Source organism: Litoreibacter ascidiaceicola, assembly GCF_900129235.1.
In the GTDB taxonomy this organism is placed as follows: Bacteria; Pseudomonadota; Alphaproteobacteria; order Rhodobacterales; family Rhodobacteraceae; genus Litoreibacter; species Litoreibacter ascidiaceicola.
The window spans coordinates 293,895-313,322 of the sequence record NZ_FQUV01000005.1 but is presented as its reverse complement, the minus strand read 5'-3'; the positions used below and the strand labels follow the sequence as shown (position 1 = coordinate 313,322).

Here is a 19,428-nt window from a genome sequence, read left to right as displayed (position 1 = left end):
AGCAGTAGGCTGCCCCTGCAGCACCAAAGGCATGGACGATGTTGAACCACACAAGGCTTAAATTTGCCGACACCAACGATGACGCTGTTCGGCTTCTGGCATTCGGCGTGGATGCGCTTGATGACTGGCTGGAATCCCAACCACAAGATGTGCAGGCTTGGGTCAAGGCGCAGGGCTTTAAAGCTGCCGAAGGCACAATTTGCACAGTACCCGCCGACGGTGGTGCGATTGCCATGGCGCTTGCGGGCTTGGGCGATGCTCAGTCGCGCGCGCGCGGGCGTTTTCCGATGGCCTCCATTGCCGCCAAACTACCTGCTGGAACGTATCAGCTCGTCAGCGACCACGCGGCAGACGATCTGGAAGAACACGCATTGGGCTGGCTGTTGTCGCAATACGCGTTCGAGGCATACCGTGCGCAGCCACCGCACGGCGCGCGCCTCGTTTGCCCTGATGGGGTGAACAAAGACCGGATAGAGGCCATCGCTGCGGGAGAAACCCTTACCCGCGATTTGATCAACACACCCGCGTCGGACATGGGGCCGAATGACTTAGAAGGCGCCGCGCGGACGCTCGCGAAGATACACGGTGCGGCCATTACAGTGGTGACCGGTGACGACCTGTTGGCGGAAAACTTCCCGATGATCCACGCGGTTGGCCGCGCATCCGCGACACCGCCACGTTTGATCGACATGACTTGGGGCGATGAAGGCCCGACGCTTGCGTTGGTCGGCAAGGGCGTATGCTTTGACACTGGTGGGCTGAACATCAAACCGGCCGCGTCGATGGGCTTGATGAAGAAAGATATGGGCGGCGCTGCAACGGTGTTGGGGCTGGCCCATATGATCATGGCGCTGGGCCTAAAGCTCAAACTTCGAGTGCTGATCCCGGCAGTTGAAAACTCCATCGACGGATCGGCCTATCGCCCGCAGGATATCCTGACATCCCGCAAAGGGCTTACCGTCGAAATCAACAACACTGACGCCGAAGGGCGTCTTGTGCTTGCAGATGCGTTGGCGCTTGCGGATGAGACGCCGCCTGATTTGATGATCTGCATGGCGACCCTTACAGGTGCCGCGCGCGTGGCTGTGGGCCCCGATATCTCGCCATTTTTCACCGGCGATGCGGCCTTCGCGGATGCGCTGCGAGCAGGAGCGCGGCAGGCACGCGATCCGGTCTGGGAGCTGCCGTTCCATGACCCTTACGAGCCATTGATTGAACCGGGCATCGCCGACCTCGACAACGCCCCGAAAGGGGGCTTCGCTGGCACCATCACCGCCGCGCTGTTCCTGCGCCGTTTTGTGTCTAACTCAGCGCGATTTGCCCATTTTGACGTCTATGGCTGGCAACCCGTTGCTGCCGCGGGACGACCCAAAGGGGGTGTCGGCATGGGCGCGCGCGCCATCCTTGCAGCTTTGCCGAAAGCGATGAACCTATGAGCCATGACCCGCGCGTTACTCCGGCCAACGGACGTGTTGCCGCCAACCACCTCAAGGGGGTGGTCGACGCGCCAAGCTACACGGACGGTGATATTGCCCAATGCGGCGCGGCCTTCGCGGATATTACTGGAAAGCCCGAAGGCCGGCGCACGTCGCAACTGATCTATGGCGATTTGTTCAACGTGCTGGAGCGTCGCAACGGATTCGCGTTCGGGCAAACGGTGCATGACGGGTATTGCGGCTATGTGCGGGAAGACCTGCTCGACCGCCCCCATGATGCAAGCCATTGGGTGGCGATGCCCTGCACACATATTTACCCCGGCCCCAATATGAAGCTTATGAACAACGGCGCGCTTTACCTCGGCTCCGAGGTGCAGGTGATGGAGGAGGAGGGCACTTGGTCCCGCCTGTCCAACGGCGGCTATGTGCCAACCATGCATTTGCTGCCAATCGACCAGCGGATGAACGATCCGGTGTCAGTCGCCGACCTCTATATGGGAACACCCTATCTTTGGGGGGGGGGCACTCGGCACGGGATCGACTGCTCCGGGCTGGTACAGATCGCGTGGCGCAGTTGTGGGATGGATTGTCCGCGGGACAGCGACATGCAGGAGGCAGAGGTCGGCGCCCCGATCGAGCTGGCAGATGCTCGGCGTGGTGATCTGGTTTTCTGGAAGGGCCATGTTGCGCTTGTCTCGGGGGACGACATGATCCTGCACGCCAACGCCTATCACATGGCCGTAGCCTACGAACCGTTGTCCGACGCCATCGCGCGGATCGAGGCTGCGGGTGACGGTCCGGTAACTTCTGTAAAACGGATTTAGTCGACGGGGCGGATCAGTTTTTTCTCAAGAACGCGCAAGACCTGCCGCAGGTCGGCCCCGCGTTTGAGAATGCGCCCGTCCATGCCAATCACAGCGTAGGTCTGTTGTTTCGTCGCCAGCTTCGGGCGCTTTTCAATACGGTAGATCGGGTGTTCTGCCGCCCTCCGGAAAATCGAGAACACTGCGACGTCCTTCAGCATCGAAATGCCGTAGTCGCGCCATTCCCCCGCTGCGACCATGCGGCCATAGACCGTTAAAATATCGCCTAGCTCGCGCCGCTGAAATGCAACCTTTTCAGATTGGTTCGGGCGGAAGGGGATCGGCGCGTTTTGGTTCATGCCGGTATGGTGGGCCGCGTTTCATTTCAAATCAAGCCTTGCCTTTAAAATGCCGCGTGATGACCCAAGCATCACCACGCTACGTCCCCGATGACGCCCCACTTGATGGCGATACACGCCTTGTAGCGAGTGTAAGCTCAAGCCCGATGCGGTGTGATCAGCCCCCACCCAGATCGCCGTGTCGGGTGCTACATAAATAAAGAGCCCCCAGTCTGATATTCAGACCGGGGGTTTTCTTTTGTGCAGCGACAGCACAACCCTCGCCAGATAGGGGACGGTATTTCTTCGAACTCAAGGAAGAAGCATGGTCACTGCTTTCTCTATTCCGGAACCATAAACGTCAGCGATGCCCACACGGACACCCAAACCGGAAACTTGGTCGGATCTCCTTCGTCCAGCGGCAACAGCTGCACTGCGTCGACAAGGTATTCATGACCGGCGGTTACAGGGAACGTGCCGATACCTTCGGCATTCGTCCGGTGCAGCGTGATTTCGACCTCGCCGTCGGGGCCTTTGTCGAACAGCTCGATCTGGGCATCCGCGCGCGGTTCGCCATCCAGAAGCACCTTAACCGGAAACGAATCCATCTGGTCGGTATACGGATTGACCAGCGCGACAATTTCAGTCTTCAACCCGACTTCGCGGTCAGCCCCTTTGCCGTCACCCACAGCAACAAGACTTTTGGCATACCGCCGATAGCGTTCCATAAACCGCTCAGTCGGCAGCCCGCGGTCCGCATGGCTCTGGACTGCCCATTCGAAATCCTTGTGCTTGGCGAATTTGGTGAACTTCTCCATGCCCTTGTAGGTGAGAAGGTTGTCACCCGTTTCGTGCACGATAATGACCAGCCCCTCGGCAGGTGCGATCATTTTCAGGGCAGGGGTGTCCCCCAACCGTCCGGTGACCGGCGTGACTTGATTGCCCATCACCAGATCGAAGCGCGTAAACCGGTTCTCGTTGAAGGCGTAGGACGCGCCGCCAAACTCCTGACCAACCCGAAGTTGGGCTTGAACCTCGCCGCCTTTCGGGGTCACGTAGGCTTCGGGAGAAATCCAGAATTCATGGGCATGCGCTGTGGTGGCCCACATGGTCATCAAGGTGGCAAAACAGGTGAGGCGGGGCAACATGGCAAATCCTTCAGAAAAGTTAAAGTACATGCTGGTGCAACTGGGTGTGATGTCAATGCTAGCGTTGTTCACGATGACGTCGCTGCTTGCCGCGCACGAGATCAGGCCAGCCATCGCAGACGTGACTTTGACCGAAGACGCGCTGGAAATGAAGATCCGCATGACGGCGGAGCCGCTGATTGCGGGCATTGACCTCGAAGGACTGCAAGACACCAACGAAGCCCCCGAAGCGGCGCAATATGACGCCTTGCGTGCGTTGCCCCCTGCTGAACTGTCCGCGCAGTTTCAACAGGCTTGGCCCGACATCGCGAAAGGGGTTTCGGTGTTGGCGGGTGATGCGCCCATCGCCTTGGAATTGGTCAGCGTAGAGGTCACAGACCAGCCGGATGTCGAACTTCCCCGCGATACGACCGTTGTTCTCAGGGGTGTCTTGCCAACGGATAACAGCGACGTGCGGGCCGGATGGCAGGCGGCCAACGGGCCGATCATTGTCCGTCAGGCAGAGGGCGGCGATGACGCCTATGCGGGCTATCTGGAGAACGGCGCGCTCAGCGAGCCGCTTCCGCGAACCGGTGCTGCGACGGAATCCGCGCTGTCGGTGTTTGTCCGCTACATCGGGGTCGGTTTCGACCATATCATTCCCAAAGGGCTTGATCATATCCTGTTCGTCTTGGGCCTGTTCTTCCTGTCGCTGCATTTGCGCCCGCTGATCACGCAGGTCACAGTCTTCACCGTGGCGCACACCATCACGCTGGCACTGGCAAGCCTTGGATACGTCTCGGTCAATCCCGCAATCGTGGAGCCGCTTATAGCTGCCTCCATCGTTTACGTCGCAGTGGAAAACATCTTCACCAGTCGCATCACCTGGTGGCGGCCTATCGTGATTTTCGCGTTCGGGTTGCTGCACGGCATGGGCTTCGCCTCTGTTCTGGGGGAATTCGGCCTTGCGCCGGGTCGCTTTGTGGCGGGGCTTATCGGCTTCAACGTCGGCGTTGAAGTTGGCCAACTCACGGTTATCGCGCTGGCGTTCCTTGCGGTGGGGTACTGGTTTGGCAACAAGCCGTGGTACCGCGCGCGCATCGCGATTCCTGCGTCCGTCTTCATTGCAATCGTCGGCGGTTACTGGGCGGTCGAGCGGGTTTTCCTGTGAGGGTGCCACAGCACCTGATGTCATGAAGCAGCTGATCCATCGCCTCGCGCTGAAGGCCGAAAAGGGCGCTGACCGCCTGTTCGGGCGCACTGGCGAAGGGCGGGTGGTCGACCCCTATATCGGCTATGCGACGCCCGATGCCTTGGTCGTGCGCGGTAGGGTATTGTCGAAGATCACCCGCAACCAGCCCGCGAAGGGCCAGCGTTTGCTGACGAATATTCGCCAGATGATTTCATTGTTCGCGACGGATGAGGTCGCAGCTGTTGAGTTGCACTCCGGCTCTGCCTCGGCGACCAGCGACGAAGAAGGATATTTTACGCTTCATCTGCCACGCCCTGAAGCTGCGGGCTGGCACAACGTCACGGTTACCATCGAAGGGTATGAGGATCTCGCATCTTGCACCGCTTTGGTCCCTCGCGACGACGCGCGGTTTCTGGTGATCTCGGACATTGATGACACGATGATCGAAACCGGCGCATATGTGCTGTGGAAGAACCTCTGGACCTCGCTCACCGGCAACGTTCTGACGCGGCGGGTGTTTCCCGACGCGATTGCTTTGATGGAGCGGCTGTCGGAGGGAGCGCGGAACCCCGTGTTCTACGTCAGTTCAAGCCCATGGAATTTTCACTACTTTCTGGAACAGATATTCCTCCAAGCGGCTTTGGTGCGCGGCCCAATGTTCCTGCGTGACCTCGGCTTGAGTGACGATCAGTTTATCACCGGCACGCATGGGGACCACAAGGGTGGCAGCATCGACACCATCCTTGCCGCCAACCCGCACCTTCCTGTGATCTTGATGGGTGACACCGGCCAACACGATGCGCAGGTCTATCTGGATGCGATCAACCGGCACGCGGGGCGTGTCCATTCCGTCGTTCTGCGGGAACCCGGCCCCGGCCCTGATGCCAAGGTCAAAGCGGTCATGGACCAGATCAAGGCCACCGGAACACCGCTTTATCATGCACCGGATTTCACGGGCATGGCCCCCGAGGCAGGCCTCACCTAAGGTTCGGATATGGATGCTCCAAAACAAAATATCCCTGTTGCGATTTTCTCCAAGCTGGGGGCCGTGTTCTTCTTCATGGCGATGGCAACGCTGGTCAAGATCGCCTCCGTGCGCGTCCCACCGGGGGAGACGGTGTTCTTCCGTTCCTTCTTCGGACTGCCTATCATCTTGGGCTGGATCGCCATGCGCGGGGAGCTGCGCACAGGGCTGAAAACTGATAACCCGCAAGGCCATTTCTGGCGTGGCCTTGTCGGGGTGACGGCCATGTCTATGGGTTTCGCCGCACTGGGTCTGCTGCCGCTGTCCGAGGTTAAAGCCATCCAGTACGCCCAACCGGTTCTGGTGGTTATCTTTGCTGCCATGTTCCTTGGGGAACGGGTTCGGGCCTTTCGTCTGACTGCGGTGGCACTTGGGATGACCGGGGTGCTGATTATCATGTCGCCGCGGCTCACCGCCTTCTCCGACAGTGGGACTGATCCCTATCTGGCCATTGGCGCGATGCTCGCCTTCGGGTCCGCCGTCATGGCCGGCTTGGCCCATGTCTTTGTGCGCAAGCTCACCATGTCGGAGCCGACTTCCGCCATCGTGTTCTGGTTCGCGGTCACGGCGTCCACACTATCGCTTATGACGCTTCCCTTTGGGTGGGTGTGGCCTACAGGGCCGGAAGCGGCGGCACTCGTCGGGGCGGGGATATGTGGTGGCATCGGACAAATTTTCCTGACCTCCAGTTACCGCTATGCCGACGCCTCCGTCGTTGCCCCGTTCGAGTATTTCTCGATCCTGCTCGCGCTCGCCATCGGGTATTTCGTTTTCGCGGAGGTTCCGACTGCCGTGATGCTCATCGGGATCGCCCTGATCGTTTGCGCGGGCATCCTGATCATCTGGCGCGAAGGCAAGCTGGGTCACGAGCGCAAACAGGCTCGCAAAGCCATGACACCACAGGGGTAGGATGCCGGATTCACTGCTACCCATGGCGATTGCCGCGGCCTATCTGGCGCTGGTCAATCTGGTCACCTACATTCTGTTTGCGTTCGACAAGCGGCGCGCACGGGTGCGAGGCCGCAGGATCAGCGAGTCAAATCTGCTGTTGTGGTCCGCTGTGGGCGGCACTCCGGCGGCTAAACTGGCCCAGAAACGGCTGCGCCACAAAACAGTCAAACAGCCCTTCGCGCGCCAGCTGAATGCGATCATCTGGGTGCAAATCCTGATCGTCGTGTTTATCGCCTTTCCGCAAGTGCGGGCGCTCCTTTGGCAGGCCTTAACCTTTGTAAAAGGGTTGTTTTAGGCGAGGGTGCGTTGGTGCAGGAGAACCAGACCTCCATTTTGTGGTAATCTGTGCTAAGATATTCCGACAATCAAAAGGAGACACTTGCATGAGACACGTCCTCGACAAGCCATCCCCGTCACTCGCCAAGGCCGGGAAGCGCCACGCTTTTGCCTTGCAACTCAAAGACATGCCAAGCGCTGCAACGCTCGCGCTGCAACGCCGCAAAAAGGCCGCACCGAAAGATTCGGGACGGCCTCAGCAGTATTCCAGAATTGAGCGCGGGATCGAGGCTTAGGCCCGAACCAGCTTCTCGTAGCCTTCTGCGATGTCGCGCACGAGGGCGCCAACCTCGAAGTTGTAGTCACCGATCGACCCGACCGGTGTCACCTCGGCTGCAGAGCCGGTGAGCCAGCATTGCTCGAAGCCTTCGAGCTCTTCGGGCATGATGTGGCGCTCGTGCACTTTGATCTGGCGATCCTTCAGCATACCAATCACCGTTTGGCGCGTCAGCCCGTTCAGGATGGCGTCAGCCAGCGGGGTATGCACCTCACCGTCTTTCACAAAGAAGATGTTGGCCCCTGTCGCTTCGGCCACATAGCCGCGATAATCAAGGAACATGGCATCCGAACATCCTTTGGCTTCCGCCGCATGTTTGGACATGGTGCAGATCATGTAGAGTCCCGCCGCCTTGGCCGCCACAGGGATGGTCTCGGGGCTGGGGCGTTTCCATTTCGCAATGTCGAGCTTCGCGCCCTTCATCTTAGCGTCGCCATAGTAGTTGCCCCACTCCCAAGCCGTCACCGCCATGCGGATCGGGTTCCGAGAGGCGGCGACGCCCATGTCTTCGCCTGCACCACGGAAAGCCACAACGCGCAGGTAAGCGTTGGTCAGCTTGTTGGCATCCAGCGTGGCGCGCTTGGCGGCTTCGATTTCATCGACGGTATAGGGGATCGCCATATCCATCAGCTCGCCGGATTTCAGCAGGCGCTCGGAATGCTGCCGGCTTTTGAAAACCTTGCCGTCGTAGCAACGTTCACCCTCGAACACAGAAGAGGCGTAGTGCAGCGCGTGGGTCAGGATGTGGACGTTGGCATCGCGCCAGTCCACCAGCTTGCCATCCATCCAGATGACGCCATCGCGATCGTCATATCCACCAGCCATTGCCTTCATCCTTTTCATTTGTTGCGCGTGATAGGCCCGTTTCGGACACAATATTTCACTAAACTGGAGATTCGCTACCATTCGATACTTGGAAAGTCAACAAGGCTGACATAAACTGACCTCAAGCAGAAAGAGCGAGGGAGTTGCCGCATGTCGGATCGAGGGACGGGTCAAACACCAATCAGCGGGGAAAGTCTGCTGTTCCTCACGGATGACCAATTGCGGCGCGGGATTGAGGCTATGTTCTTTGCCTATCGCGGCTTCACCGCCGACCCTGACCGGATTTTGCAGGACTATGCCTACGGTCGCGCGCATCACCGCGCGGTCCACTTTATCAAACGCAGCCCTGGCACAACGGTGAACAATCTGCTGGATATACTGGGTGTGACCAAGCAATCCTTGAACCGCGTGTTACGGGCGTTGATCGAGGACGGTCTGGTCGAAAGCCGCGTTGGCAAACAGGATCGTCGCGAGCGTCACCTGTACCTGACCGAAACCGGACAAGAGCTTGAAAAAGAACTGTCCGAAGCGCAGCGCGGCCGGATGCGCGCCGCTTACCGTGACGCTGGGCCAGAGGCCGTCGCCGGATTTCGGCAGGTGCTGGAGCAAATCATGGACCCTGAAATGCGCAGGCATTTCCAAGCCTTCAAGGAGGGTACATAAGTGTCATTGACCCAAAACGACGCTCATCTGCTTATCGTCGATGACGATGAGCGCATCCGCAAACTGATCCAGCAATTCCTCAGCCGGAACGGGTTTTTCACCACATCTGCCCGCGATGCCGACCATGCTCGGCGTCTGTTGGAGGGCTTGGATTTCGACCTGATCGTGCTCGACGTCATGATGCCCGGAGATGACGGGATCACCTTCACACGGGAACTCCGTCAGACTCGTGACACCCCGATTTTGCTGTTGACCGCAAAGGGTGAGAGCAACGACCGGATTTCGGGGCTGGAAGCCGGTGCAGACGACTACCTGCCGAAACCGTTCGAGCCGAAAGAACTGCTGCTTCGCATCAATGCGATTCTGCGTCGGGTCCCGCAGAGCCAAGAAGTCATCGACGTGCCGAAGACGCTGACCTTGGGTGATATCCGCTATGACATCGAGCGCGGAGAGATGTGGCGCGGCGAAGACCTGATCCGCCTGACCGCCACCGAAGTGCAGTTGATGAAGATATTCGCAACCCGTCCGGGAGAGCCGGTTTCACGCGCCAAACTTGTGGAAGACCTCGGTCGCGACCGCGGTCAGGCGCAGGAACGCGCGGTTGACGTGCAAATCACCCGCCTGCGCCGCAAGATCGAAGCCGATCCGAAACAGCCCCGCTACCTGCAAACGGTGCGCGGCTCCGGCTATATGCTCGCGCCTGATTAAGGAACCGGAATGACGACTGCCCTGTTTACTCACACCGATTGCCTGAACCACGTCACACCTCCGGGTCATCCCGAACGGGTCGACCGCCTGATGGCGATCTATTCCGCATTCGACGCGATGGACCTGAGCAATGTCCTGCGGATCGACGCGCCGATGGGTACTGACACCGACATCCTTCGTGTCCACCCACGCGCGCACATTGATGCTGTGACGGATGCAGCCCCGAGCGTGGGCTCGGTCGCTTTGGATGCCGACACGCATATGTCCACGGGGTCGCTCAAAGCCGCCTATCGTGGTGTCGGGGCCATGACCAAGGCCGTCGACATGGTGCTTGGCGGCGAGGTTCAAAACGCCTTCGCCGCTATGCGCCCGCCCGGTCACCATGCCGAAAAGAAAACACCCATGGGGTTCTGCCTGTTCGGTAATATCGCTATCGCTGCCAAACACGCACTGGATGCGCACGGGCTGGAGCGCGTCGCCATCGTTGATTTCGACGTCCACCACGGCAACGGCACGCAAGATTTGCTGTGGGACGAGCCGCGCACGTTGTTCATCTCCAGCCACCAGATGCCGCTCTACCCCGGCTCTGGCGCGGCTCATGAAACGGGTGCATCCGGTAACATCATTAACATCCCGCTACAGGCGAATTCCGGCGGTGCGGAGCTTCGCAAAGCCTATGAGCGGGTGGTCATCCCCGCGCTCAACGACTTCAAACCGCAACTCCTGTTGATCTCCGCAGGCTTTGACGCGCATCGCAATGATCCGCTGGCCAACCTGAACTGGGACGAGGCTGATTTCGCTTGGGCGACGCAAGCCTTGTGCGATGTTGCCGATACGCATTGCGAAGGTCGCGTCGTCTCGACTCTGGAGGGTGGATATGATCTTGATGCCCTCGCTGCGTCCACGCGCGCGCATCTGGAAGTATTGATCAAGCGAGGCACCCATGGCTGACACAAAAGTAGACGAAATGAGCTTCGAGCAGGCCATGGCCGAGCTGGAGCAGGTTGTTGGCCAGTTGGAACGTGGCGACGTGCCCTTGGAAGACAGCATCAAGCTGTATGAGCGCGGCGCAGAGCTGAAGAAACGCTGCGAGACCAAGCTGAAAGAAGCAGAGGAAAAAGTGGCGCAGATCACCCTAGGCGGTGACGGCCAGCCAACAGGAACCACGCCAGTCGAAGGCCTGTAAATCCCGTGTTCCAAGACGCTTTAACCGACGCGCAAACCCGCGTGCAAGCAGCGCTGAACGAAGCTATGCGCCCTCTCGACGGCGTCATCGCAGACGCCATGCGCTACACCTGCACCGGTGGCAAACGGCTCAGGGCGTTCTTGGTGATGGAAGGCGCGCGCTTGCATGATGTGTCGCCCGAGGTGGCCGATCAGGCCGCTGCCGCGATTGAAATGATCCACGCCTACAGCCTCGTCCACGACGATCTGCCTTGCATGGACAATGACGATTTGCGCCGCGGCGTGCCAACTGTGCATATTCAATGGGACGAAGCGACCGCAGTCCTCACCGGCGACGCATTGCAAACACTCGCCTTCGAGCTGCTGTCGAATATGGACGCCTATGCCGAAGTGCGCCTGTCGCTGATCTCTTCCATGGCGAAAGCCGCGGGCGCGCAGGGTATGGTCTTAGGCCAAGCGCTCGACATCGCTGCCGAGACCGCAGAAACACCCTTAACGCTTAAACAAATCACCCGCCTGCAAGCCGGTAAAACCGGTGCATTGATCGAATGGTCAGGACAGGCAGGCGCGATCCTCGCCGAGGCCGATCCAGACCCGCTGCGCCAATATGCCCAAGCGCTTGGCCTTGCTTTCCAGATTGCCGATGACATCTTGGATATCGAAGGCTGCGCGGAAAAAGCAGGAAAACGCCTGCAAAAAGATGCTGACGCCGGGAAGGCGACATTCGTCTCACTCCTTGGTATGGAGGGCGCAAAGGCCCGCGCGAACGAGCTGGTCGTGCAAGCCTGCGACGCCCTTTCCCCTTACGGTGACGCGGCGGACAACCTAAAAGCAGCGGCGCGGTTCGTCGTGGATCGCGACACGTGAAGGACAACGCAGATGAGCGATAGACCGCAGACGCCCCTCCTGGATCGGGTCAAAACCCCCGCAGACATGAAGGGTATGTCCGATGCCGAGCTGTCCCAGCTCGCGTATGAGTTGCGGTTGGAAACTGTATACGCGGTCTCGCAAACTGGCGGCCATCTTGGTGCAGGCTTGGGTGTTATCGAGCTGACCGTCGCGATCCACGCCGTGTTCGAGGCTCCGAAGGATCGCCTGATCTGGGACGTGTCGCACCAATGCTATCCGCATAAAATCATCACCGGCCGTCGCGACCAGATGCGCACGATCCGTCAGAAAGACGGGCTGTCCGGTTTCACCAAACGGTCCGAGTCGCCCTATGATCCCTTCGGTGCCGCCCACTCGTCCACGTCCATTTCCGCCGCCCTTGGCATGGCCGTCGCCCGCGATCTTGGCGGCTCGCCGGAGCATGGCATCGGCGACTGCATCGCCGTAATCGGCGACGGTTCCATCAGCGCTGGCATGGCCTATGAGGCGATGAACAACGCGGGCCACCTGAAGAAACGCATGATCGTCATCCTCAACGACAACGAAATGTCCATCGCGCCGCCCACGGGGGCCATGTCCTCCTACCTGTCCCGCCTGTATGCGGGCGCGCCCTTCCAAGAATTCAAAGCCGCCGCCAAAGGTGCTGTGTCCCTGCTGCCGTCGCCGTTCCAAGAGGGTGCCCGCCGCGCCAAAGAACTGCTCAAAGCCGCAACCGTTGGCGGCACCCTGTTCGAGGAACTCGGCTTCTCCTATGTCGGCCCCATCGACGGGCACGACATGGAGCAACTGCTCGCCGTCCTGCGCACCGTCAAATCCCGCGCCGACGGTCCCGTGCTGATCCACGCGATCACCACCAAGGGAAAAGGCTACGCCCCCGCCGAAAACGCCGCCGATGGTGGTCACGCCACCGCGAAGTTTGACTTCGTGACTGGCAAGCAAAAGAAATCCCCCTCCAACGCGCCCAGCTACACCTCGGTGTTTGGCAGGGCGCTGGTGGATCACGCCGCTGAGGACTCGAAAATCGTCGCCGTCACCGCCGCCATGCCGGACGGAACGGGCCTTGGCCTGATGGCCGAACGCTACCCCTCCCGCACCTTCGACGTGGGCATCGCGGAGCAACATGCCGTCACCTTTGCGGCAGGCCTTGCGGCGGGTGGGATGAAGCCGTTCTGCGCGATCTATTCGACCTTCCTGCAACGCGGCTATGACCAAGTCGTCCACGACGTCGCCCTGCAACGCCTACCCGTCCGCTTCCCCATCGACCGCGCCGGTCTGGTCGGGGCTGATGGCGCAACCCACGCGGGCAGCTTTGACATTGCCTTCATGGCGAACCTCCCCGGCATGGTCGTGATGGCCGCCGCGGACGAGGCCGAGCTGGTCCACATGACCGCCACCGCCGTGGCCCACGATGACGGCCCCATCGCCTTCCGATACCCCCGTGGCGAGGGCGTCGGCGTCGAGATGCCGGAAAAGGGCCAAATCTTAGAGATCGGCAAATCCCGCCTGATCCAGAACGGCAACCGCGTCGCGCTCCTGTCCTTCGGCACCCGCCTGTCAGAGGTGATGAAAGCCGCCGAAAACCTCGCTGCCAAGGGGATCACCCCCACCGTGGTAGACGCCCGTTTCGCCAAGCCGCTGGACGAGGACGCAATCCTGAACCTCGCCCGCAACCACGAGGCGCTGATCACGATTGAGGAAGGTGCCGTTGGCGGCTTCGGCTCTCACGTGGCGCAGCTCCTGGCGGAAAATGGCGTGTTCGACAAAGGCCTGAAATACCGCTCCATGGTGCTGCCCGATATCTTCATCGACCAAGCCAGCCCGTCCGACATGTACGCCGCCGCCGCCATGAACGCGCCGCAAATCGAAACCAAGGTTCTAGAAACCTTAGGCATCGCCGACATAGCCACCCGCCGCGCTTAGTTGCGGGCTTTGATCAGTCGTTCGATTTCGTTCAAGCGTGCCATGACCGCAAGGCTAGAAAGAGACTAAGCCCAATTTACTGAATTCAATGCAGTCCCCAATAGACATCGGTCTGTTTGGTGCATTTGAAGCCCTCAAAGGAGTATAATGCCTTGTCAGATATTGCCTTGTCGTTGGTGCATAGAAATGAACAGCAGCTATCCCAATGCGTCGTCAGAATGGTGTTTTGGTCGACCGTGCTCAACACGCCGTGAATAGGGAGTGTCTGATCAATCTCAGTTCCTTTGATGCTTCGCTTGGACAAGTTATCGCCAAACTCATCCGCCGTTAGCAATTCTGCATGACCTGAATCTTGTAAGGTGGACACGAATGCTTTCTCAATGAATGGATCAAGTTCACCATGAAAAGGTGGTGCAACACGGCGATTTTCCATCGCTCTCCCCAGCCACGAGATAAACAGCCTATTTGGAGACCGCAGCCCCTGAAAGTATGAACGAAGCCCTACATCCAGTTCTGCGAGATTTCCAAATTTCGACGTTTGAACAAAATCCTTCCACATGATTGCCTCACAGTCGGCAAGAATTTCTCGGTTTGATGGATACGTGTTTGGGTGAAACCGTTCGGGATTGATAGTTTTTGGCAAAATGAACGGATGCAGCAGTACAAAAACGGTGTCGAATCTAGAACCGTAGTGCTGAAGTATTGAACCTTGCTGCGGGCATCCAAGATATCCTTCCAACTTGGCCATTAGCGAGCCTTTCAACTTAAAAACTCAACAGAACCACAAAGACCGAGGCTCTTATGAGTGCTCATTTTTACTGCCGCGCCTAAACCTTGCTGAACTGCGCCGCAAGTTCCACATGCGAGGACCAGCGGAATTGGTCCACCGGCTGCACCCAATCAAGGCGGTATCCGCCGTTGATCAGGATTTCGGCGTCCCGCGCGAAAGAGATAGGGTTACAAGAAACCGCCGCGATCCGTTTCACGCCGCTTTGTGCCAGTTCGATCGTTTGCGCCTCCGCCCCCGCACGCGGCGGGTCGATGATAACCGCGTCCGTCTTGCGTAGTTCTTGCGGCAACAGGGGGCGGCGGAACAGGTCGCGCACCTCGGCCTTAACCTTCTTCAGCCCCACAGCTTTGCGCCAACCGGCGTCTAACGCATCAATCAACGCGGCCTCGCCTTCCAGCGCCCACACTTCTGCCTTCTCGGCGGCAGGCAGGGTAAACGTGCCGCAACCCGCGAACAGGTCCACGACCTGCTTGGCATCGCCCAAGGCCTCCTGAACGCAGCCCAACAACGCCGCTTGCCCATGCGCGGTCGCTTGCAAAAACGCACCGGGCGGCGGCGCGACCTTACCCTTGCCGAAACTTTGCACAGGCGGCTCGCGGGTCGCCACGGCCTCCCCGTCCCAACTCAGCCGCGCCAGTTTGTGCCGCTCCGCCAATGCCGCCATCTCCAAGATGCCCTGCGGTTCCAACGGTTTTGCATCGCGAATGTCGATATCCAGACCCGCCTCCGACAAGGTCACGACAAGCCCGACAGTGCTTTTCCGCGAAGCCGCGGCAACGGTCAGTTCCTCCAACACCGGAAACGCCGCAATCAGCGCAGGGTCCAGCAGTTTACAGTCCGGCACTTCAATCAGCGCGTCAGATCCGCGCCCGAAGAACCCGACCATGGCCCCTTTTTTGGTCCGCCGCCCGTGCAACGTCGCACGGCGACGCGATTGCGCGGGCGAGGTCAGAATAGGCCGTATATCCGTCTCGATCCCCCGCGCGGACAGGCCCAGCCGGATCACATCCGTCTTCCACTCCGCAACGAAATCATCGCTGGCATGCTGCATCGCACAGCCGCCGCAGCTTTTGTAGTGGCGGCAAGGGGCCGCGACGCGGTCCGCAGAGGGCGTCACGATGCGCCCCTCCTCGACCACCTCATCGGGCAACACGCGCGGGATCGGCGCGCCCGTGTCTGGCACGCCTTCGCCTTTGTGATTCAGTCGTAAAATGGTCTGTGTCATAGGGGCTTACTCGGCTGCTTCTGCAATGCCTATAAACCCGCCGGACTGCCGCCGCCAGTAGCCCGCGTAACGTCCGTCCTGCGCCAGCAGTTCCGCATGGGTGCCGTCCTCGACGATGCGCCCCTCTTCCAGCACCACGATCCGGTCCATCCGCGCAATCGTGCTCAGGCGGTGGGCGATGGCGATCACCGTCTTGCCTTCCATCGCGCGTTCCAGCGCATGTTGGATTGAGGCTTCCACCTCGCTGTCCAGCGCACTCGTCGCCTCGTCCAGCACCAGAACCGGCGCGTTTTTCAGCAACGCTCGCGCGAGTGCTACCCGTTGACGTTGCCCGCCCGACAGCTTCACGCCCCGCTCGCCCAGATGGGCGGCGTAGCCTTTGCGCCCTTTGTGGTCCTCAAGCTCCAGAATGAAGTCGTGCGCTTCGGCCCGCTTGGCGGCGGCGATCATCTCGTTTTCTGTGGCGTCTGGGCGGCCATACATCAGGTTGTCGCGGGCGGAGCGGTTGAACATCGCGGTTTCCTGCGTCACCATCCCGATGCTCTGGCGCAAGCTTTCCTGCGTCACTTCCGACACGTTTTGCCCGTCGATGCGCACGGCACCGGTTTCGGTGTCATAGAGCCTAAGCAGCAGGCTGACCAAGGTCGACTTGCCCGCACCGGACGCGCCGACCAGCCCCAGCTTCTGGCCGGGCGGGATCAGCAAGGACACCTCGTCGATCCCCCCCGCTTCGCGGCCATAGCGGAAGGTGACGTGGTCGAACTCGACCTCCGCAGACGGCACCTGCAACGGCGTAGCGCCCTCCGCGTCCAGCAGGGCGTGCGGCGGGGTTAGCGTGCGCATCCCGTCCTCCACCTCGCCGACATTGGCATACATCGCCATCAGCGAGAAACTGACCCAGCCGGTCATTTGTGCGATGCGAATGGAAATCGCGCCCGCCGCCGCGATGTCGCCCGTTGTGGCAATCCCTGACTGCCACAACATCACCGTGCCGCCGATCAGCAGCACCGGCAAAACCCCCGCCGCCGCCATCAAGGCAAAGCGGAAACCGGTGGACAGGCGGCCAAACTCCAACGCGCGGTCGCGCAGCACGGCCATGGCGTTCAGGGCGGATTCGTCCTCGAATTGTGAATGCCCGAACAGCTTGACCGTTTTGATGTTGGTGATCGTGTCGACCACCTGCCCCGTCACCATCGTCCGCGCGCCCGCCCGCGCTGCCGCCCGTTTGCGGATGCGCGGCATGAACCACCGGATCATCAAGATGTAGCCTGCCAACCAAACCGCCAGCGCCAACGCGACCCAACCGCTGATCGTGCCCAGCAGCAGGACAGAGCCCATGATCGACGCCAACGCAAAGGCCACGACGTTGATCGCCTCCGCCGTCACTTCTGTCAGCGCGCGGGCCGTCTGCATCTGCTTTTGCGCGATGCGTCCCGCGAAGTCGTTGTCGAAGTAATCCACCGAATGGCCCAGCGTCCAGCGGTGCAGGCGGCTTTGGATCAGCGGGTAGACGTTGGGTGGCACCACGATGCCGTTGAACGCCGCACTTACCCCGAAGGACAGCGGACGCAGGATCAGGAAGAAGCCGACGAACAGCGCGATCAGCGTCCAGTTCTGTGCAAAGAACCCCTCTGGCCCCGTGGCGGAAACCGCGTCGATGACCCAGCCCAGCAGCATTGCCGTGACCGCCTCCATCGTGCCTGCCAGCGCCGAGAAGACCGAGGCCAGCACAAGCACCGGCCACGACCCCGCAAGGCACCATTTGCAAAACGCCCAGAGCGTGCGCGGCGGTGCGGTCTCGGCCTCGCGGAACGGGTCGATGCTGTCACCCAGCCATTTGAGCACTGGTTCGAACACTTTGCCGATAAATCCCGTCATTCCGCCGCATCCGTGTTGAGGAACCCGCCGGATTGACGCGCCCAGAACCCTGCATATAGCCCGCCTTTGGCCAAAAGCGCGGCATGGGTGCCTTCCTCGGCAATCTTGCCGCCGTCCAGAACTACGATCCGGTCCATATGCGCAATTGTGCTGAGGCGGTGGGCGATGGCAATGACGGTTTTCCCTTCCATGACCCCATAAAGCGTGTCCTGAATCGCCGCCTCCACCTCACTGTCCAGCGCACTCGTCGCTTCGTCCAGCACCAGTATCGGCGCATCTTTCAGGATCACCCGCGCCAGCCCAATCCGCTGTCGCTGCCCTCCCGACAGCTTGACGCCGCGCTCGCCCACATGGGCGTCGTAGCCTTTGCGCCCTTCAGGGTCGCTCAGGTCCAGAATAAACTCATGCGCTTCGGCGCGTTTGGCGGCCTCGATCATTTCGGCCTCCGACGCATCGGGGCGGCCATATAGAATGTTGTCGCGCACCGAGCGGTGCATCAAAGAGCTATCCTGACTGACCATCCCCGTCACATGCCGCAGGCTGTTTTGCGTGACTTTGGTGATGTCCTGTCCGTCAATCTCGATCCGCCCGCCTTCGGAGTCATAGAACCGCAGCAGCAGTTTCACCAAGGTTGATTTCCCCGCACCGGACCGGCCGATCAGCCCGACCTTTTCCCCCGCGCCGATGCGCAGGGACAGGTTTTCAAGCCCGCCCTTGTCGCGCCCGTAATGATGCGTCAGCGCTTTGAACTCCACCACACCGTCGCTCAACTCCAGCGGTTTGGCGTCGGCGGCGTCCACCAGCGTGATCGGTTGCGCAATCGTCTCCATGCCCTCGGACACGACACCAAGGGACCGGAAAAACGACGACAGCGCCCACATGATCCAGCCGGTCATCGCGTTCAGCCGCAGGGTCAGCGCCGTCGCCGCTGCGACCGCGCCCACCGACGCGCTGCCTTGCGCCCATAGCCAGATCGCCCAACCAACGACACCGACGATCAGCAGCCCGTTCAGCGTCACCAGCATCACGTCCATGATGGTAAATATCCGCATCTCGCGGGCAAAAGTCTGGCGGGTTTTCTCGATGGCTTCCTTGGCGAATGCCACCTCGCCCTCGTGATGCGCGAACAGCTTGACCGAGTGGATGTTGCTGTAACTGTCGACCACCCGTCCCGTCGTCATCGACCGCGCGTCAGACGACGCCTTGGACGCAGGCCCGACGCGTTTCATTGTCCACGCGACCAGCCACGCATATAGGCCCAGCCAGAACACCAGCGGGATCGCCAGTCGTGGGTCCGCGTCACTCAGCAAAATGAACGCGCCGATGATGTAGGCCAGCGAGAAGGTGATTGCGTCGAACACCTGAAAAATCGCTTCGCCCGCGGCGGGGGGCGCCTGCATGATGCGGTTGGCGATGCGTCCGGCAAAGTCGTTTTCGAACCAGCCGACCGACTGCCGCAGCACGTGTTTATGCGCGCGCCAACGGAAAAGGGTGCCGTAGTTCGGCAGGATCGCGTTGTTCAGGATGCCCACATCCGCCGCCTGTATCAGCGGGCGCACCACCAGAATGAACACGGCGACAAGGATCAGCTCCAGCCCGTATTCCTCCAGCACCTGCGCAGGTTCGCCGCTCGACATCACGTCCACGACGCGGCCCATGTAGTAGATCAACCCGACCTCGACCACGGCCACCACCAGCGACAAGACGGCGGCCCAGATGAACACCTTTTTGAACGGCTGCGAATATGACTTCAGGAACGGCCACAGCTTGCGCGGCGGGGCGTCCACCTCGTCGTAGGGCCCGTAGGGGTCCACCAGATTTTCTAGAAACCGGAACATTCACACCTCTGTCTCAGCCCCAGT

20 protein-coding genes are annotated in these 19,428 nt (G+C 60.3%); 13 read left to right on the top strand and 7 right to left on the bottom strand.

The window, feature by feature from the left end; translation table 11 throughout:
- Positions 1-38: 38 nt before the first annotated feature.
- Both BUB72_RS12540 and BUB72_RS12535 read left to right on the top strand, forming a co-directional pair.
- Positions 39-1,436 (top strand): leucyl aminopeptidase family protein, encoded by a 1,398-nt coding sequence (locus tag BUB72_RS12540; RefSeq protein ID WP_073144253.1) that lies wholly within the window; start codon positions 39-41, stop codon positions 1,434-1,436.
- The gene (locus tag BUB72_RS12535) at positions 1,433-2,260 is read left to right on the top strand and encodes a C40 family peptidase (RefSeq protein WP_073144251.1); all 828 of its coding nucleotides are present in this window, start codon (positions 1,433-1,435) and stop codon (positions 2,258-2,260) included. Before BUB72_RS12540 ends, BUB72_RS12535 begins: the two co-directional genes overlap by 4 nt.
- On the opposite strand, the gene BUB72_RS12530 is transcribed toward BUB72_RS12535, so the two are convergent.
- Together BUB72_RS12530 and BUB72_RS12525 are read right to left on the bottom strand one after the other, a co-directional pair.
- A complete protein-coding gene (locus tag BUB72_RS12530) occupies positions 2,257-2,598 on the bottom strand; it encodes a DUF2794 domain-containing protein (protein WP_073144249.1) in 342 nt (113 codons plus the stop codon). The two genes, BUB72_RS12535 and BUB72_RS12530, sit on opposite strands and share 4 nt — an antisense overlap.
- 320 nt (positions 2,599-2,918) lie before the next feature.
- Positions 2,919-3,725 (bottom strand): DUF4198 domain-containing protein, encoded by an 807-nt coding sequence (locus BUB72_RS12525; RefSeq protein ID WP_073144247.1) that lies wholly within the window; start codon positions 3,723-3,725, stop codon positions 2,919-2,921.
- Here BUB72_RS12525 and BUB72_RS12520 point away from each other — a divergent pair.
- From BUB72_RS12520 to BUB72_RS12500, 5 genes are all read left to right on the top strand, one after another.
- Positions 3,724-4,875, top strand: a complete 1,152-nt coding sequence (locus tag BUB72_RS12520) for a HupE/UreJ family protein (protein ID WP_245814820.1) — start codon at positions 3,724-3,726, stop codon at positions 4,873-4,875. The genes BUB72_RS12525 and BUB72_RS12520 overlap by 2 nt on opposite strands.
- A gap of 22 nt (positions 4,876-4,897) precedes the next feature.
- Positions 4,898-5,881 carry a phosphatase domain-containing protein gene (locus tag BUB72_RS12515; RefSeq protein ID WP_073144245.1) on the top strand — a complete coding sequence of 328 codons (984 nt, stop codon included), beginning with the start codon at positions 4,898-4,900 and terminating at the stop codon, positions 5,879-5,881.
- A 9-nt stretch (positions 5,882-5,890) separates the two neighbouring features.
- The gene (locus BUB72_RS12510; protein ID WP_073144243.1) at positions 5,891-6,829 is read left to right on the top strand and encodes a DMT family transporter; all 939 of its coding nucleotides are present in this window, start codon (positions 5,891-5,893) and stop codon (positions 6,827-6,829) included.
- Between the two features lies 1 nt (position 6,830).
- On the top strand, positions 6,831-7,166 hold the full coding sequence (locus tag BUB72_RS12505; RefSeq protein WP_073144241.1) for a DUF1294 domain-containing protein: 336 nt from the start codon (positions 6,831-6,833) through the stop codon (positions 7,164-7,166).
- An 88-nt stretch (positions 7,167-7,254) separates the two neighbouring features.
- Positions 7,255-7,443 carry a hypothetical protein gene (locus BUB72_RS12500; protein WP_073144239.1) on the top strand — a complete coding sequence of 63 codons (189 nt, stop codon included), beginning with the start codon at positions 7,255-7,257 and terminating at the stop codon, positions 7,441-7,443.
- Here BUB72_RS12500 and BUB72_RS12495 read toward each other — a convergent pair.
- The gene (locus BUB72_RS12495) at positions 7,440-8,309 is read right to left on the bottom strand and encodes a branched-chain amino acid aminotransferase (RefSeq protein ID WP_073144237.1); all 870 of its coding nucleotides are present in this window, start codon (positions 8,307-8,309) and stop codon (positions 7,440-7,442) included. The genes BUB72_RS12500 and BUB72_RS12495 overlap by 4 nt on opposite strands.
- Positions 8,310-8,459: 150 nt before the next feature.
- Here BUB72_RS12495 and BUB72_RS12490 point away from each other — a divergent pair, with 150 nt between their 5' ends.
- Genes BUB72_RS12490 through dxs form a run of 6 tightly spaced genes read left to right on the top strand, consistent with a single transcriptional unit; the run spans position 8,460 to position 13,673 of the window.
- Positions 8,460-8,972 carry a MarR family winged helix-turn-helix transcriptional regulator gene (locus BUB72_RS12490; RefSeq protein ID WP_073144235.1) on the top strand — a complete coding sequence of 171 codons (513 nt, stop codon included), beginning with the start codon at positions 8,460-8,462 and terminating at the stop codon, positions 8,970-8,972.
- A gap of 6 nt (positions 8,973-8,978) precedes the next feature.
- Positions 8,979-9,680 carry a response regulator gene (locus BUB72_RS12485; protein WP_073144412.1) on the top strand — a complete coding sequence of 234 codons (702 nt, stop codon included), beginning with the start codon at positions 8,979-8,981 and terminating at the stop codon, positions 9,678-9,680.
- A 9-nt stretch (positions 9,681-9,689) separates the two neighbouring features.
- A complete protein-coding gene (locus BUB72_RS12480; RefSeq protein WP_073144233.1) occupies positions 9,690-10,631 on the top strand; it encodes a histone deacetylase family protein in 942 nt (313 codons plus the stop codon).
- Positions 10,624-10,866: an exodeoxyribonuclease VII small subunit gene (locus tag BUB72_RS12475; protein WP_073144231.1), complete on the top strand. Its 243-nt coding sequence runs from the start codon at positions 10,624-10,626 to the stop codon at positions 10,864-10,866. The genes BUB72_RS12480 and BUB72_RS12475 overlap by 8 nt, the downstream gene beginning before the upstream one ends.
- Positions 10,867-10,871: 5 nt before the next feature.
- A complete protein-coding gene (locus BUB72_RS12470; RefSeq protein ID WP_073144228.1) occupies positions 10,872-11,732 on the top strand; it encodes a polyprenyl synthetase family protein in 861 nt (286 codons plus the stop codon).
- 12 nt (positions 11,733-11,744) lie between these two features.
- Entirely contained in the window at positions 11,745-13,673 is a 1,929-nt protein-coding gene (dxs, locus tag BUB72_RS12465; RefSeq protein WP_073144226.1) for a 1-deoxy-D-xylulose-5-phosphate synthase, read from the top strand.
- Between the two features lie 85 nt (positions 13,674-13,758).
- Here the strand turns inward: dxs and BUB72_RS12460 are convergent, their stop codons facing one another.
- The 4 genes from BUB72_RS12460 to BUB72_RS12445 form a co-directional block, all read right to left on the bottom strand.
- Positions 13,759-14,421 carry a DUF2711 family protein gene (locus BUB72_RS12460; RefSeq protein WP_073144224.1) on the bottom strand — a complete coding sequence of 221 codons (663 nt, stop codon included), beginning with the start codon at positions 14,419-14,421 and terminating at the stop codon, positions 13,759-13,761.
- Positions 14,422-14,500: 79 nt separating this feature from the next.
- A complete protein-coding gene (locus BUB72_RS12455; RefSeq protein WP_073144222.1) occupies positions 14,501-15,688 on the bottom strand; it encodes a class I SAM-dependent RNA methyltransferase in 1,188 nt (395 codons plus the stop codon).
- 6 nt (positions 15,689-15,694) lie between these two features.
- Positions 15,695-17,566, bottom strand: coding sequence for an ABC transporter ATP-binding protein (locus tag BUB72_RS12450; protein ID WP_073144220.1), 1,872 nt, complete (start codon positions 17,564-17,566; stop codon positions 15,695-15,697).
- Positions 17,563-19,404 carry an ABC transporter ATP-binding protein gene (locus tag BUB72_RS12445; RefSeq protein ID WP_073144218.1) on the bottom strand — a complete coding sequence of 614 codons (1,842 nt, stop codon included), beginning with the start codon at positions 19,402-19,404 and terminating at the stop codon, positions 17,563-17,565. Before BUB72_RS12445 ends, BUB72_RS12450 begins: the two co-directional genes overlap by 4 nt.
- Positions 19,405-19,428: the final 24 nt, after the last annotated feature.